This is a genomic window from Actinomadura harenae (genome assembly GCF_003696215.1).
Lineage (GTDB): Bacteria > Actinomycetota > Actinomycetes > Streptosporangiales > Streptosporangiaceae > Spirillospora > Spirillospora harenae.
Genome location: NZ_RFFG01000013.1, coordinates 96590 through 110783, shown reverse-complemented (window position 1 = coordinate 110783; position 14194 = coordinate 96590). Strand labels below are relative to the sequence as shown.

The following is a 14194-nucleotide window of genomic DNA, read 5'->3' as shown; positions in this document are numbered from 1 at the left end:
GATCTTCACCGGTGTGTCCGGCGGGCCCGAAAACGACCGGCTCACGTCCTCGGCGAGGACAGAACGGGAGAACGGACATGCCCCCGAACATGGCCGAGACCTCGGCGCGCTACCGCGAACGAGGCTGGTGGCGGGACGAGACCTTCCTCGACGACCTGAGGCGCCACGGGCGCGAGACACCGCACAAGACCGCGGTGATCACCCGGCGCCAGTCCGACGGGCGGACGTACCGCTTCGACTACACCGAGCTCGCCGCGTCCGTCGACCGCTGCGCGAGCGCCCTGGTCGAGCTCGGGCTGAGACCCGGCGACGTCCTGGCGGCCCAGCTCACCGACCGGTGGGAGCTGGCCGTGCTCACGCTCGCGTGCGTCCGCGCCGGGATCGTGTACTGCCCGCTGATGAAGACCTACCGGCGCCGCGAGCTCGACATCATGCTGCGCGTCACCGAGGCGCGCGTGCTCATCACCATGGCCGACGACAACGGCGACAAGCTGGGTGAGCTGGGGGCGGAGTTCGCCGCGGAGCTGTCGTCCCTGGAGCGCGTGTTCGTCGCCGACGGCCCCGGCCCGGACGGCACCGAGGTGTTCGAGTCGTTCTTCTTCGGGTCGCCCTGGGAGGAACGGCACGCCCACCTGCTCGACGCCCGCGAGCTCGGCCCCGACGACCCGTACCTCGTCCTGTTCACCTCGGGCACGACGAGCGAGCCCAAGGGCGTCCTGCACAGCCAGAACACGCTGTACGCGGCGATCCGGGGCGAGGCGGACGTCTTCGGGCTCGACGACACGCTCGTCATGTACACGACCGCGCTGTACACCCACTACACCGGCGTCGTGCAGGGCATGCTGATGCCGCTGATGCTCGGCGGCACCATGGCCTTCCAGGACGCCAAGGCCCCCGGCGACGCCCTCGACCTCATGGCCGAGCACGGCGTCGTCTTCTTCTACACCGCGCCGTTCTACCTGCTGACCCTCATCGAGGAGCAGCGGGCCCGGCCGCGCGACCTCCCGCACTTCGCGTGGCTCGTCACCGGCTCGGCGCCGGTCCCGCCGTACTTCATCGACGACGCCAGGGACGTCTTCGGGCTCCGCCTGTTCTCCCTGTGGGGCATGACCGAGAACGGCCCGGCGGCCATCACCCGCCGCGACGACCCGGAGGACTGGGCCGCGCACAGCGACGGCAGCCCCATCGCCGACATGGAACTGCGGATCGACCCCGTCTCCGACCAGGCCGACGGCGAGGGAGTCCTGTGGGTGCGCGGCCCCACGCAGTGCCTCGGCTACTACCGCCGGGACGACCTGTACGACGCCGAACTCGACGAGGACGGCTGGTTCGACACCGGGGACCTGGCCCGGCCCGACGGGCGCGGCGGCATCCGCATCACCGGCCGGGCCAAGGACATGATCCTGCGCAACGCCAACATCGCGCCGGTCACCGACCTCGAGACGATCATCGGACGGCACCCCGCGGTCGGCGAGGTCGCCGTCATCGGCGTCCACGACGACCGCGAGGACGAGACGATCACCGCGGTGGTGAGCCCGGCCCGTCCCGGCGCGGCGGTCGCCCTCGAGGACCTCCAGGCGTCACTGGACGAGGCCGGCATGACCAAGAACTACTGGCCGCAGCGCCTCGAACTGGTCGACGACTTCCCGCGAACGGCGACGGGCAAGATCCGCAAGGCGGAGCTCCGCGAGCGTTTCGCCCTGCCGCGGCAGGGACGCCCCCAGGCCCCCTGACCCGGCTACACCACCACCCGCACCGTCGTGAGCCAGCGGTTCAGTTCGAGGAGGTAGGAGAGACCGATCGCGGAGGTCCGGGCGGTGATCGGGCCGGGGAGCGTGTCCAGCTCCGAGGTGACCGCCGTCCGGACCTTCTCCCGGTCCATGAGGGTGAACAGCGGCGCGTCCGACACCTCCAGCAGACCGAGGACGCGGTCCCGCATCACCGCGACGTACCCCGGGTCCTGGCTGGCGGGGTAGGCGCTCTTCGGCCTGGTCACGATCTCCTCCGGCAGGAGGTCGGCCGTGGCCCGCCGCAGGAGCGCCTTCTCGATCCCGCCGTGCGCCTTCAGGTCCGCCGGGACGTTGAACAGGTACTCGGCGAGCCGGTGGTCGGCGAACGGGACCCGCACCTCCAGCCCGACGGCCATGCTCATCCGGTCCTTCCGGTCGAGCAGCGCGCCCAGCCACCGCGTCAGCCCGAGGTGGAAGACCTCCCGCTCCCTGCGCCGCGCCGGGCCCTCGCCGTCCAGGTGCGGGACCTCGCTCAGCGCCCGCCGGTAGCGCTCGTCCTCGTACTCCTCCGGCCCGATCGCGTTCCTGATCTCGTCCCGCAGGAGGTGCTGCGGCTGCCGCCGCCCGTACATCCAGGGGAACGAGGTGTGCTGGACGAACCGCTCGTCCAGCTGCCAGGCGTAGCCGCCGAACATCTCGTCGGCGGCCTCGCCCGACAGCGCGACCGTGCACTCCTCGCGCACCGCGCGGAACAGGTAGTACATCGAGGTGTCCAGGTCGCCCCAGCCCGGAAGGTCACGCGCCCGCAGGCCGTGTTCGAGGCCGTCGACGAGGTCGCCGGTGCTCACCTGGGTCACGAAGTGCTTGAGGCCGAGCCGTTCGGCGACCAGCTTGGCGTACGGCTCGTCCGGGCTCGGCCGCCAGGAGTCGCTTCCCGGCGTCGCGGGCGCCGGGACGCTCACCGAATGGCTGCTCAGCTCGCCGCCGAAGATCCGCGCGGCCATGGCCGTGATCGCGCTCGAGTCGATGCCGCCGGACAGCAGCGTCCCGACCGGGACGTCCGCGACGAGCTGGCGTTCGACGATGTCGGTGAGCAGCGAGCGGACGTCGGCCGTGGTGTCGCCGAAGTCCAGGGTGTGCGGGCGGGCCTCCAGCCGCCAGTACCGGCTCTCCCGGACGCCGAACGCGTCGGCGACGACGAGGTGGCCGGGCCGGACCTCCCGCATCCCCCGGTAGACGGCGTTCCCGGGCGTCCGGGCGCGGGGGACGACCATCAGCTCGGCGACGCCCTCGAGGTCCACCTCGGCGGCCATCTCGGGGTGCGCGAGCAGCGCCTTCGGTTCCGAGCCGAACACGACGCCGTCGCCGAGCGCGGCGTAGTAGAGGGGTTTGATGCCGAGGCGGTCCCGGACGAGGAGGAGCCGCTGCTCCGCCTCGTCCCAGAGGGCGAACGCGTACATCCCGTTGAGCCGGTGCACGAAGTCCGGCCCCCATTCGAGGTAGGCGATGAGCAGCACCTCGGTGTCCGAGCGGGTGGTGAACGTCCACCCGGCCGACGTCAGCTCGGCGCGCAGCTCCCGGAAGTTGTAGATCTCGCCGCTGAAGGTGATGGCGGCCTGTTCGCCGCGCCGTCCGGTCCGCAGCATCGGCTGCGCGCCGCCCTCGATGTCGATCACCGAGAGCCGCCGGTGGCCGAACGCGGCGTGGCGGGAGAGCCAGACGCCTTCGGCGTCCGGGCCGCGCGGGGTCTGGGTCCGTGTCATGTCCGAGAGGACGGGGAGCTGCCGCCGCAGGTCCCGCGTCCGGTCGACCCATCCGGTGATGCCGCACATGAGCAGTCCTCCGTCGTCCCTCGTCTTGTCGATGTCCTGTCTGGGGCGGAAACGGTCACGCGGAAAGGAGGTGGCCCTGCGTGAACGCGAAGAGGTCGCGGAGCCCGGCGTCGACGAAGTCCCAGTCGTGCCCGCCGGGGCGTTCCCGGTACTCGTGGGGGACCGAACCGGCCGTGAGCGCGTCCCGCGTCCTCCGGTTCATGGAGATCATCCGCGGGTAGTCGTCCAGGCCGATGTCGAGGTACACCTCGATCGGGTGCCTCGGGTCGCGGTTCCGGATGAGGGAGTAGGGGTCGTATCTGCGCCTGACCTCGCTGCCGGCGGGCCCCCACACGCGCTCGTGGTCGCGGGTGGAGGGGATCGCCAGATTCCGGTCGCCGCGCAGGGCCTCGTACGGGTCGCCCTCTCTCAGGGGGGCCTCGAACGCGCCGCCGTTGCTGGCCACGACCGAGAACCGGTCGCCGTGCAGCAGCGCCTGGTAGAGCGCGGCGGCCCCGCCCATCGAGAAGCCGCCGACGGCCCGTCCGTCCCGGGTGGGGACGGTGTTGAAGGCGGCGTCGACGTGGTCGACCACCTCGTGGACGAGGTAGTCCTCGTAGCGCCGTCCTCGCGCGTCGTTGATGAACCAGGCGCGTCCCGACTCGGGGAGCACCAGGACGAGCCGGTGCGAGTCCACCACCGCCGAGAGGTTCGCGCACTGGAGCCAGGTGTTCCGGTTCCCGCCGAAGCCGTGCAGCAGGTACAGCACGGGGAACGGGCCGCCGACGGGGGAGTAGCTCGGCGGCAGCACGACCGTCACCGTCTTCTCCCGGCCGATCGCCGCGCTCCACCAGGTCTCGGTCAGCACCTTCATCGCCGCGCCCGCCTACGCACCGGCCAGCCCGCGCCGGTCGATCTTCCCGGTCCCGGTCGTCGGGAGCCCGGCGACGACATGGAAGCGTTCCGGGACCATGTAGCGCGGAAGCTCGGCCAGGCAGTGCCGCCGCACCCGCGGGACGTCGAGCGGATCCTCCTCCGGCACCAGGTACGCCTCGATCACGCGGTCGTCGGGGCCGTCGCCGACCACGACGCACGCGACCTCCCGGACGTTCTCCGCGGCCGACAGGACGGCCTCGACCTCGCCGATCTCGACCCGGTGGCCGCGGATCTTCACCATGTCGTCCTCGCGTCCGAGGAACACGTGGTTCAGGTCGTCGTCGATCCGGACGAGGTCACCGGTGCGGTACGCCTCGAGCGGTTCCGCGCCGTCCCGCGGGATCAGCAGGGTCTTCGACGCCGTGAGGGCGTCGTCCTGCCAGTAGCCGAGCATCACCGAGTCGCCCGCGACGCAGAGCTCCCCGGTCCGTCCCGGCTCGGGGTCCAGCGGACGTCCGTCCCGGTCGACCACGAACGCGCGCGCGTACGGGCAGGGCCGCCCGATCGGCACCGGCCGCGTGAGATGCGGCTCGACGTCCGACGCCCGGACGCGATGGAACAGGCACACGTTCGTCTCGGTCGGTCCGTACAGGTTGTAGAAGGCCGCCCCGGGGACGAGCGCGTGAAGCCGCCGCAGGTGGGTGAGCGGAAACGGCTCCCCGGCGAACAGGACGACCCGCAGCGACGACCCGGCCAGCAGGTCGCCGTTCTTCGCCGCGAGCATCCGGGTCAGCGCGCCCGGGACCGAGTACCACACGGTGATGCGCTGGTCGGTGACGAACTTGTTCAATGCGCCGCCGAGCCCGACCTGGCTCTCCGGCACCAGCACGACGCAGCCGCCCGCGGCGCACGTCGCGAACAGGTCCAGGACGGACAGGTCGAAATGGAACGGCGCGTGACTGGAGACCCGATCGGAGGGCCCCAGGCCGAACTCGCCGACCGCCCATTCCACGAACGCGACGGCGTTGCCGTGGGAGAGCACGACCCCCTTGGGAGTGCCCTTCGACCCCGACGTGTGCAGGATGTAGGCGGGGCTCTGGAGATCGACGTCCGGCAGGCCGGGATCGCCGGTGGCGGCCAGGGCCTGGTCCCAGCCGATGACCGATTCGTCCAGTGGCTGCGGGCCCACGGACACGATCGGGCACGAGAAGTGCTCCCGCAGCCATCCGACACGGTCGTCCTGGGCGATGACACAGGCGACGTCGCAGTGCTCGATGATGTGGCCCGCCCGCTTGAACGGCGCGCTCGGGTCGATCGGAACATAGGCGGCGCCCGTCTTCAGGACGCCGTGGATCGCGATCACCGACTCGATCGACTTGCGCGCCCACAGGCCGACCCTGTCACCAGGGGCGACACCGTTGCCGATCAATGTGGCCGCGAGGGCCGAGCTGCGCGCGTCCAGTTCGCCGTAGGTCAGCGTCCGGCCCTGGTACTCGACCGCCGGGGCGTCCGGTCGCGTCCGGGCCCAGTGGCGGAGGTGGTCGTCGAGCCCGCTCATTTCGCGTCCCCGCTCCCTTCGGTGTCCGGCCAGGAGATGCCGAGCTTCCCCGCGATCACCACGCGCTGCATGTCGGACGTGCCAGACGAGATGGTCATGCCGATCGCGTCGCGCAGGTTCCGCTCGGTCCGCCCGTCGGACGAGTAGCCGAGCGCCCCGTAGATCTGCGTCAGGCTCGTGAAGATCTCCACGGCGGCCTCGCTCACATACAGCTTCCCGGCCTCGGGGAAGATCGTCGGCTCCGCGCCGTCGAGCTCGGCCGCGGCGCGGTAGAGGAGCATCCGGGCCAGCTCCCAGCGGATCCGCATGTCGACGATCCGGTTCGAGACCGACTGGAAATGCCCGATGTGCTTGCCGAACTGGCGCCGGCGCCGGCAGTGGCGCACGCACGCGTCGATCTCGCGTTCCAGGACGCCGAGCCACGGCGCCAGCAGGAGGGACCGTTCCCACGCCATCGTCCGCGCGAACACCGCCCCGCCCTGCCGCTCGGCCCCGAGCCGCCGGGACGCCGGGATCCGGCATCCGTCCAGTTCGAGCTCACCCCAGCGGGCGGTGCGCAGCCCCATCTTCTCGGCCTGCTCCTTCACCGAGACGCCGACGTCGCCGCGCTCCACAAGGAACGCGGTCACTCCGGTGAACCCCAGGTTCCGGCCGACGGTCGCGTACACGACGAACACGTCGGCGACCGGCGCGTTCGTCACGAAGACCTTGCGCCCGGTGAGCCGGTAGAAGCCGTCGTCGCGTTCGGCCGTGGTCGTGAGCGACAGGGCGTCCGACCCGCTGCCGGGCTCGGTCATCGCGTTGGCGCCGATGAGCCGTCCGGCGGCGAGTTCCGGCAGGTACCTGCGCCGCTGCTCCTCGTCGCCGTACTTCCAGACGGGGAGCTCGGCGGCGAGGACGTGCGCGCCCATCGCCATCATGAGGCCGTTGTCGCGGCAGCCGTGGCCGAAGCCCTCCATCGCCCGCGCATAGGTCACCGGGTCGCGTCCGGCGCCGCCGTACTCGGGCGGCAGCATCAGCCCGAGCAATCCGCGTTCGGCGCAGGCCTTCCAATCCTCGTGGCTGAACAGACCGGCCCTGTCGCGTTCGGCGACGTCCTCGCTCAACGCCTCTTCGCCGAGCCTGCGAAAATCCCGGTACAGCCCGTCCTGGTCGTCATCCCATTCGAATCGCATGGCTCTCCGTTCAGCCGAGCATAATCACATGCGACATCGGGAACCGAAGGGCTCCCGCCCGCGCGAAACCAGTCGACGCGGTGAAAGAAGGCACCCGGGGACGGGTGGTTTCCAATGATCCGGCTAGGTCGCCGCAGAAGGTGGAGGACCGGTGGACGGAAACGACGAGCGCTTCCCTGTCGGGCGGCACGAAGTGACCGCGTCATCACTGTGTGGAATCACAATGCTCCACCCCTCGCCTCACGGGAGCCGGACCACGGAAAACCGGGCCCGGCCGCATCAGCCGGTGCCCATTGTCCATGAGACATCCGATCTTGGAAAGGGTGAGTTTCGGGCGGTTCACACGATCGCCAACGGCTTGGTGCAATCTCTTGCACTGCGCAGATGCCTGTCGTACGGTACCGACCGTCAGTCAACCGCAGTGGTGAACGTCGCAGCCCGTGGACGGTCCCGGCGGGTCTGCCCGGCATGGCCGGGAGACCCCGGCGGGCGAGGCCCACGGCCCGAGTCGCCGGCACGTGACGCCCTGTCGCCGGTGAAGTCCCGACTTCCGGATATCGGTTTCCATCAAGAATCCCGCTCCGCAAGGAAATCCCCGAGCCGACGACTGCAGAAGAGGGACATGCCGTGGATCGTGCCATGAATCCGGAACTGGCAGTGGAGATCAAGAACGTCGTGATCGGCGTCCTCGAATTGGGCATCGCCCCCGAACGACTCGACGACACGGTCTCCCTCTACTCGCCGGTGGTGGGACTGGACTCGCTCAGCCTGCTGCACATCCTCGTCGAGATTGAGAAGCGGTTCGACATCGAGATCGACGACGAGGACGTGATGGCCGCGGAACTGAGCGATGTGGGAAGTCTCGTCGCAATGATCCGGCAGGTCGTCGACGCGAAGGGCGCGGGCGAATAACATGCGCCACGCCTTCGAACTGGACGCCGGGCAGGTTCCCACGCATTGGTACAACATCCTCGCGGATCTGCCGTTCGAGGTGCCCCCTCCGCGTTCCGCGCCGCGGGTGAACGGCGAGCGGAGAACGCTGAATCCGCAGTTGCCGCTCTCCATGTACCGGCCGAGCATCGGCCGCGACCGCTGGGTCGAGATCCCCGAACCCGTCCGGGCGGAATACCAGCGCTGGCGTCCGACGCCGCTCTACCGCGCGACGCGGCTGGAAAAGGACCTCGACACCCCCGCGCACATCTATTTCAAGTACGAGGGGACGAGCCCGTCCGGCAGCCACAAGATCAACACCGCGCTGGCGCAGGCGTACTACTACGCCCGGTCCGGGGTCGGGGAGATGGTGACGGGCACCGGCGCCGGTCAGTGGGGCACCGCCCTGTCGATGGCGTGCCACCCCTACGGCATGGAATGCACCGTGTTCATGGTGCGGTCCAGCTACCGGCAGAAGCCGTATCGGGGCACGCTGATGCGGCTGAACGGCGCGCGGGTCATCGAGAGCCCCAGTGCGGAGACCGAGGTGGGCCGGGCCGCCCTGCGCGCCGATCCCGACTCGCCGGGCAGTCTCGGGATCGCGAACGCCGAGGCGATCGAGTACGCCGCCGCCCGCGAGAACGCGCGGTTCTCGATCGGCAGCGGCGAGAACCACGTCCTGCTGCACCAGACCGTCATCGGTGAGGAGGCCCTCCTGCAGATGCGGATGGCGGGGGAGTTCCCCGATGTGGTGATCGGCGCGATGGGCGCGGGCAGCAACTTCGCCGGAATCACCTTCCCCTTTTACCGTGCCGCGCAGGAGCAGAACGCCGCCACACGATTCCTGGCCGTGGAGCCGGACGCCTGCCCCAAAATGACCCGGGGCAGATACCTCCTGGACTACACCGACTACTCCGGCGTGACGCCCATGGTCAAGATGTACACGCTCGGCCACACGTTCACCGCGTACCACATCCATGCCGGAGGGCTGCGCTACCACGGCGCCGCCCCGATCGTCAGCGCGATGTACGACAAGGGCCTGATGGACGCGACGTCCTACAGCCAGTCGCGCGTCTTCGATTGCGGGGCCGCCTTCGCGAGGGCCGAGGGCCTGGTCCCCGCGCCCGAATCGGCCCACGCCGTGACCGCCGCGATCGACGAGGCCCTGAAGGCGCGCGAGGAACGCGCCGAACGCGTCATCCTGTTCAGCCTGAGCGGCCACGGCCTTCTCGACCTCGGCGCCTACGAGAGTCACCTGGCCGGGAACACCGTCGACGTCGTCCCCACGGACGAGCAGATCCAGGCGTCCCTGCGTCCGCTCATCGAATCCCCCTGAGGGGCGCCGTGAGGTCCGGTCAGGCGCCGGCGTCCTGGCTCTTGCGGCGGGCGCGGTAGGCGGCGACGGTGGTCCGGCTGGCGCAGGTGTTGGAGCAGAACCGGCGGCTGCGGTTGCGGGAGTCGTCGACGTAGAAGCGCTCGCAGCCGTCCGCCTGGCACCGGCCGACGGTGACGTGCGGATCACCGCAGATCACGTGGGCGAGCGCGGCGGCGCAACTGCGTCCCAGCCAGGACACGGCGTCCTCGCCGTCACGCGCGAAGTGCAGGTGCGGCGTGCCCGTTTCGTCATGGCTGCTCACGATCATCGTGGGCGGGAACGTCTCCAGGAGGACGTTGACGGGCTCGATCGAGCCCGCGTCCGCGACGGTCGCGACGGCGTCGCGCAGGAGCGGAAGCAGCCTCGCGAGCTCGTCGGCCCGAGGGGCGGCGATGTGATGCTGGCCGAAGAACTCATGCCGCAGCTCACTGGGGTCATCACCGTTGACCAGCTCGACGGTCAGCTTCGCCATGTTGCCGATGTAGGCGATGTACTGCACTTGACCACCTACCTTCCTGTCTGCATAGTAGGCCACATGGGCATGAACACCAGCTACATTGCCAGCTTGTCCGGGCTCGCCGCGCCATCACTCGGCGACGATGATCTCCAGCTCCGCATTCTGGACGCCGCGGACGTCGCCTCGGTGGTCGAGGCGACGTCCGCGGAACCCGGCCACTCCCTGTGGGGCCCTCTTCTCGGGCCGTACACTCCGTCCGACGCGCGCGCTGCCCTGACCGACTGGGATCCCGCGGCGGGAGGCCAGTTCAGCGTCGGCATCTTCCGGGACGAACGCCTTCTCGGCGCGGTCGGCCTGATACCGGACGGCCCCGGGAGCGTCGAGGTGGCGTACTGGCTCCGCCCGGAGGAGCGCGGCCAGGGCATCGCCTCACGCGCCGCCCTCGCCACCACGCTCTGGGCTCACGAAGCGCTCGCCCTTCCCCGGGTGTGGCTGGAGATCGAGCCCGGCAACGACCGCTCGGAACGGCTCGCCCAGCGCATCGGCTTCCGCTTCGAGGAGCGACTCCCGCGGCACTGCCGCACCTGGACGCACCAGGACCCCGAACAGGACACCTGGCACGACTGCCTCATCTGGGCCCACGAGGCGGACGGCCCGACCACGCCCTAAGGGATCGCACCTCGCTCTACCGGGCGGCGGCGAACAGCTTCTGCATCTTCATCGCCATCCACTCCCCGGCGATGACGGGCTGGGGCCGCTCCTGGCCGGGAGTGGGGGTGAGGGGCGGTAGCGGCTCGATCGTGGCGTCGTGGTTGGGCTGGAAGAAGAACGGGACGGACAGGCGCGAGGAGGTGTCCGCCCGCTCGGGGTTGACCACCCGGTGCATGGTCGAGACCCACCGTCCGCCGGTCCACAGGGCCATCAGGTCGCCGATGTTGATCACGAAGCTGTCGGGGATGGCGCGGACGTCGCGCCAGGTGTCCTCGCCCTGGAGGACCTGGAGCCCTCCCTTGTCGTCCTGCTGGTACAGGACGGTCAGTCCGCCGAAGTCGGTGTGGGCGCCTCTGCGGAGCTGGCCCGGGAGCGGCTCGTCCACCTGGGGGTAGTAGAAGTTGGCGACCAGCGAGGAGACGTGCCGGTCGAACTTGTCGTCGAAGTGGTCCTCGTCCAGCCCGAGGGCGCGGGCGCACAGGCGCAGCAGGTCGGCCGACAGCGCGTGCATCGCCGCCATGTACTCCTGCCACACCTCCCGGAAGTCGGCCGGGTTCTGGGGCCACAGGTTGGCGAGTTTCCAGGTCGCCGGGTAGTCGCCGAGCGCCTCGCGTTCCCGGTCGCTCAGTTCTCCCGTGACGTGTGCGCCGAAGGACTCGCAGAGGTCCGGTGGCGTCCTGCGGTCGAGACTCTGGGCGGTGGTGCCGCCGGACCTGCGGAATCCGGAGAAGCCGGGGCGGTGCGCGATCCGGTCCTTCTCGGCGTCGGGCAGCGTGAAGAACGCGGTGGTCGCCGTGTGCATCCGGTCGACGAGCCCGGACGGGACCCCGTGACCGACGATGACGAAGAAGCCCGACGTCCGGCAGGCCTCGCCGATCGCCTCGGCCAGCGCGGCGCGGCCGGGCGCCTCGTGCCGGGTGGAGAGGTCGATGACCGGGACATATCCATCGACCGAGTTCGAGCTCATGGGTGCCTCCATGGCGGAGCGTCCGTCATCTGACGGACGGTGTGGGATGACAGGAGAGGGGCGGCCGGAACCAGGTCCGAGCAGGCTCAGGACCGTTCCCGGAAGCCATGACGTCCAGTTTTCCGTTGAACCGATCCCGGAAGCTTTCGCCGCACGCAGCCTCAGCGGCCAGCCCGAACCAGCCGTCAACCCTCAAGCGCGAGGGCAATCCCCGTCGACCCCAGCAGCCCTCTCCTCTGTCGGCCCTTGCCGCGTTCTGCTCCTCAGATCTTTCCGATGCCGAGTGTGGTCTCGCGGGGGAGTAGTCCTGAGCCGAGGACGTCCAGCCAGAGGGGGCCCAGGAGTTCGGCGAGCCGCGCGGTGTCCTCGGCGCCGAGCGCGTTCCAGGGGGCGGCGGCGAGTTCGTCGGTACGGCGCTCGACTTCGGCGCGCAGGGCGCGGCCCGCGTCGGTCGCCATGCCGTCGGCGTCCAGGAGTCCCCGCGTGATGAGCCGCTCGCGGGCCGACGTCCACTCGTCCTCGCTCCAGCCGCGGCTGGCGAAGACCTCGGCCGGCGCCGCGCCGATCGCGGCGAAGGACACCAGGGCCTCCACGGGGTCGAGGCCGGCGGTCAGGAGGGCGGCGAGGTGGCCGTCGCCGCGGTGCTCCCGCAGGATCGTCGCGGCCTGCCACAGCACGAGGTGCGACTCCTGGGGCCAGGGCAGCGCGGCGTTGGCGGCGGCCAGCGGGCGGCCGTTCGTGGGTGCGGCCTCCGCCGCCCGGCGGGCGAGCGCGGCCGCCTCGGCGAGATCGGCGCTGCCCGTTCGCTCGCCGATGAGCGCGCGGTAGGCCCGGTCGATGCCGCGCGTCCGGGCCGCGAGCACTTGGTCAGGTGCGGCGACGTCCCAGGCGGCGGGGACGTGTTCGGCGACCATGCGCGGGCTGAAGCTGTAGAACGCGGAGGCGACCTGGCGCGATCCGGGTGCCCCGAGCGGCGCCGCCCGCAGGGGGAAGTAGCTCGGCCAGCGCTCGCCGGTGTCGTAACCGAGTGCCTCCACTTCCTCGAGGACCTCGGGAGCGTAGTAGAGGACGGCGTGCAGGGGCTCCAGGAGATGCCACATCTGCCGCATGCGCCCGCTGTCGTCGCTCATGACGATCCCTCTTCTCCTGGTCCACGAATCTTGACATCGACTAGATTGCAGCCGGCGAGTGAACTTGTCAACGTCAAGATGAGAGTGGGGTGGTCAGGGTGAGGGGTTGCGGGACGCGATGAGGGGGCCGATCACCTGGGTGCCGGGGCCGATGCGGCCTCCGGGGCCGGGCAGCTGGGTGGTGTTGCCGGCCGTGAGCTCGTGGCCGCAGTGGGCGCACGCGGTGACGGCCTCGGTGTCGTGTCCGCAGTCCAGGTGGTGGATGCGGACGGGCGGCCCGGACTCCCCGTACCAGCGGTCGCCCCACCGCATCAGCGCGAGCAGGACGGGATACAGGTCCTCGCCCTTCTCGGTCGCCAGGTAGTGCTCGCGGGGCGGGTGCTCCTGGTACCGCTCCCGGACCAGGACGCCCTCCTCGACCAGCCGGGAGAGCCGCGCGGCGAGGATCTTGCGCGAGATACCCAGGTCGCGGGCCAGGTCGTCGAAGCGGTTCACGCCCACCAGGACGTCCCGCATGATGAGCGCCGTCCACGCGTCCGCGAACAGGTCGGTGGCGCGCGCGATCGAGCACGCGACGTCGGTGAGCGGGGTTCTGGTCACCCCCCCGAGTGTATGCGAGTTCCCTTAGGGGACTAAGGTCGGGTTTCCTAAGGAAACTCACGAGGGGGAGCCTCATGGGACCGACCATCGAACTCGACTCGCGCACGCCCGGCGCCATCGACGGCCGCCACATCCGGGCGCTCACCTTCCAGGACGTCCGGCTGGAGTACGTGACCTCGGTCCTGCGGCGGCTGGGGATCGACCCGTCCGGGCGATCCGCCCTGGTCGTCGGCGGCGGACGCGGCCTCCTCGCCCGCGGGCTGGCCGGGCTCGGGCTGGACGTCGTCGCCCTGGACCCGTCCGCCGAGGCGACCGCGATGGCCCGCGAGGCGGGCGGCGGGCCCGTCGAGTTCCTGACCGCGCCCGCTGAGGACCCCGGGCTCGGCGACGCGTCCTTCGACCTCGTCTTCTACGCCGACACTTTCGAGATCACCGGCGACCTCGGACGCGTCGTCGCGCACGCGTCCAGGCTGCTGCGCCCGGACGGCGTCCTGTTCTACGACACCGTCAACCGGACGCCGCTCTCCCGCCTCATCTACCTCGGGGCCTTCCAGGCGCTGCCGTTCACCCGCATCATGCCCTCAGGCCGCTACGCCACGGCCCGCCTGCGGACGCCGCAGGAGGTCACCGCGGCCCTCGCCGCGCACGGCCTCGAGAACGAGGACATCTGCTCCTTCAAGCCCAAGAACGTCCTCGACCTCGTCCGCGCCACCGTCGCCCGCCGCGCGGGAAGGATCGACGACGACGCGATCCCCGGCCTGACCGGCTTCGTCCTCGAACCGACCGGCAAACCCCTGGTCACCTACCTCGGCCACGCCCGCCCCACCCCGGCATAAGCGGCCTGGGGCGATCAAGTGAGGGCCGGTTCGGGCAG

Annotated in this window: 13 protein-coding genes; 5 read left to right on the top strand and 8 right to left on the bottom strand. The window is 70.6% G+C overall.

The features are described 5' to 3' along the window. Positions 1-77: 77 nt before the first annotated feature. Complete coding sequence (locus EBO15_RS09935; protein ID WP_122194034.1) at positions 78-1733, top strand: AMP-binding protein; 1656 nt, start codon at positions 78-80, stop codon at positions 1731-1733. A 5-nt stretch (positions 1734-1738) separates the two neighbouring features. Here the strand turns inward: EBO15_RS09935 and asnB are convergent, their stop codons facing one another. Genes asnB through EBO15_RS09915 form a run of 4 tightly spaced genes read right to left on the bottom strand, consistent with a single transcriptional unit; the run spans position 1739 to position 7150 of the window. Then, entirely contained in the window at positions 1739-3562 is a 1824-nt protein-coding gene (gene asnB, locus EBO15_RS09930) for an asparagine synthase (glutamine-hydrolyzing) (RefSeq protein ID WP_122194033.1), read from the bottom strand. A gap of 55 nt (positions 3563-3617) precedes the next feature. Next, positions 3618-4415: an alpha/beta hydrolase gene (locus EBO15_RS09925; RefSeq protein WP_122194032.1), complete on the bottom strand. Its 798-nt coding sequence runs from the start codon at positions 4413-4415 to the stop codon at positions 3618-3620. Between the two features lie 12 nt (positions 4416-4427). Continuing rightward, positions 4428-5975, bottom strand: a complete 1548-nt coding sequence (locus EBO15_RS09920) for an amino acid adenylation domain-containing protein (RefSeq protein ID WP_122194031.1) — start codon at positions 5973-5975, stop codon at positions 4428-4430. After that, positions 5972-7150 (bottom strand): acyl-CoA dehydrogenase family protein, encoded by a 1179-nt coding sequence (locus tag EBO15_RS09915; protein WP_122194030.1) that lies wholly within the window; start codon positions 7148-7150, stop codon positions 5972-5974. Before EBO15_RS09915 ends, EBO15_RS09920 begins: the two co-directional genes overlap by 4 nt. 639 nt (positions 7151-7789) lie before the next feature. Between EBO15_RS09915 and EBO15_RS09910 the strand changes: the two genes are divergently transcribed. Both EBO15_RS09910 and EBO15_RS09905 read left to right on the top strand, forming a co-directional pair. Then, entirely contained in the window at positions 7790-8062 is a 273-nt protein-coding gene (locus EBO15_RS09910; protein WP_122194029.1) for an acyl carrier protein, read from the top strand. 1 nt (position 8063) lies between these two features. Further along, complete coding sequence (locus EBO15_RS09905; protein WP_122194028.1) at positions 8064-9416, top strand: TrpB-like pyridoxal phosphate-dependent enzyme; 1353 nt, start codon at positions 8064-8066, stop codon at positions 9414-9416. A gap of 19 nt (positions 9417-9435) precedes the next feature. On the opposite strand, the gene EBO15_RS09900 is transcribed toward EBO15_RS09905, so the two are convergent. Next, on the bottom strand, positions 9436-9954 hold the full coding sequence (locus EBO15_RS09900) for a CGNR zinc finger domain-containing protein (protein ID WP_233616085.1): 519 nt from the start codon (positions 9952-9954) through the stop codon (positions 9436-9438). Between the two features lie 36 nt (positions 9955-9990). On the opposite strand from EBO15_RS09900, the gene EBO15_RS09895 reads away from it, so the two are divergent. Continuing rightward, a complete protein-coding gene (locus EBO15_RS09895) occupies positions 9991-10581 on the top strand; it encodes a GNAT family N-acetyltransferase (RefSeq protein ID WP_158628173.1) in 591 nt (196 codons plus the stop codon). A 16-nt stretch (positions 10582-10597) separates the two neighbouring features. Here EBO15_RS09895 and EBO15_RS09890 read toward each other — a convergent pair whose 3' ends face one another. From EBO15_RS09890 to EBO15_RS09880, 3 genes are all read right to left on the bottom strand, one after another. Further along, positions 10598-11590: an isopenicillin N synthase family dioxygenase gene (locus EBO15_RS09890; RefSeq protein ID WP_122194027.1), complete on the bottom strand. Its 993-nt coding sequence runs from the start codon at positions 11588-11590 to the stop codon at positions 10598-10600. A gap of 263 nt (positions 11591-11853) precedes the next feature. Continuing rightward, the gene (locus EBO15_RS09885; protein ID WP_122194026.1) at positions 11854-12720 is read right to left on the bottom strand and encodes an SCO6745 family protein; all 867 of its coding nucleotides are present in this window, start codon (positions 12718-12720) and stop codon (positions 11854-11856) included. A gap of 93 nt (positions 12721-12813) precedes the next feature. Continuing rightward, positions 12814-13320 carry a winged helix-turn-helix transcriptional regulator gene (locus tag EBO15_RS09880; RefSeq protein ID WP_122194025.1) on the bottom strand — a complete coding sequence of 169 codons (507 nt, stop codon included), beginning with the start codon at positions 13318-13320 and terminating at the stop codon, positions 12814-12816. A gap of 74 nt (positions 13321-13394) precedes the next feature. On the opposite strand from EBO15_RS09880, the gene EBO15_RS09875 reads away from it, so the two are divergent. Beyond that, complete coding sequence (locus tag EBO15_RS09875) at positions 13395-14156, top strand: class I SAM-dependent methyltransferase (RefSeq protein WP_122194024.1); 762 nt, start codon at positions 13395-13397, stop codon at positions 14154-14156. The last annotated feature ends 38 nt before the right edge of the window (positions 14157-14194 follow it).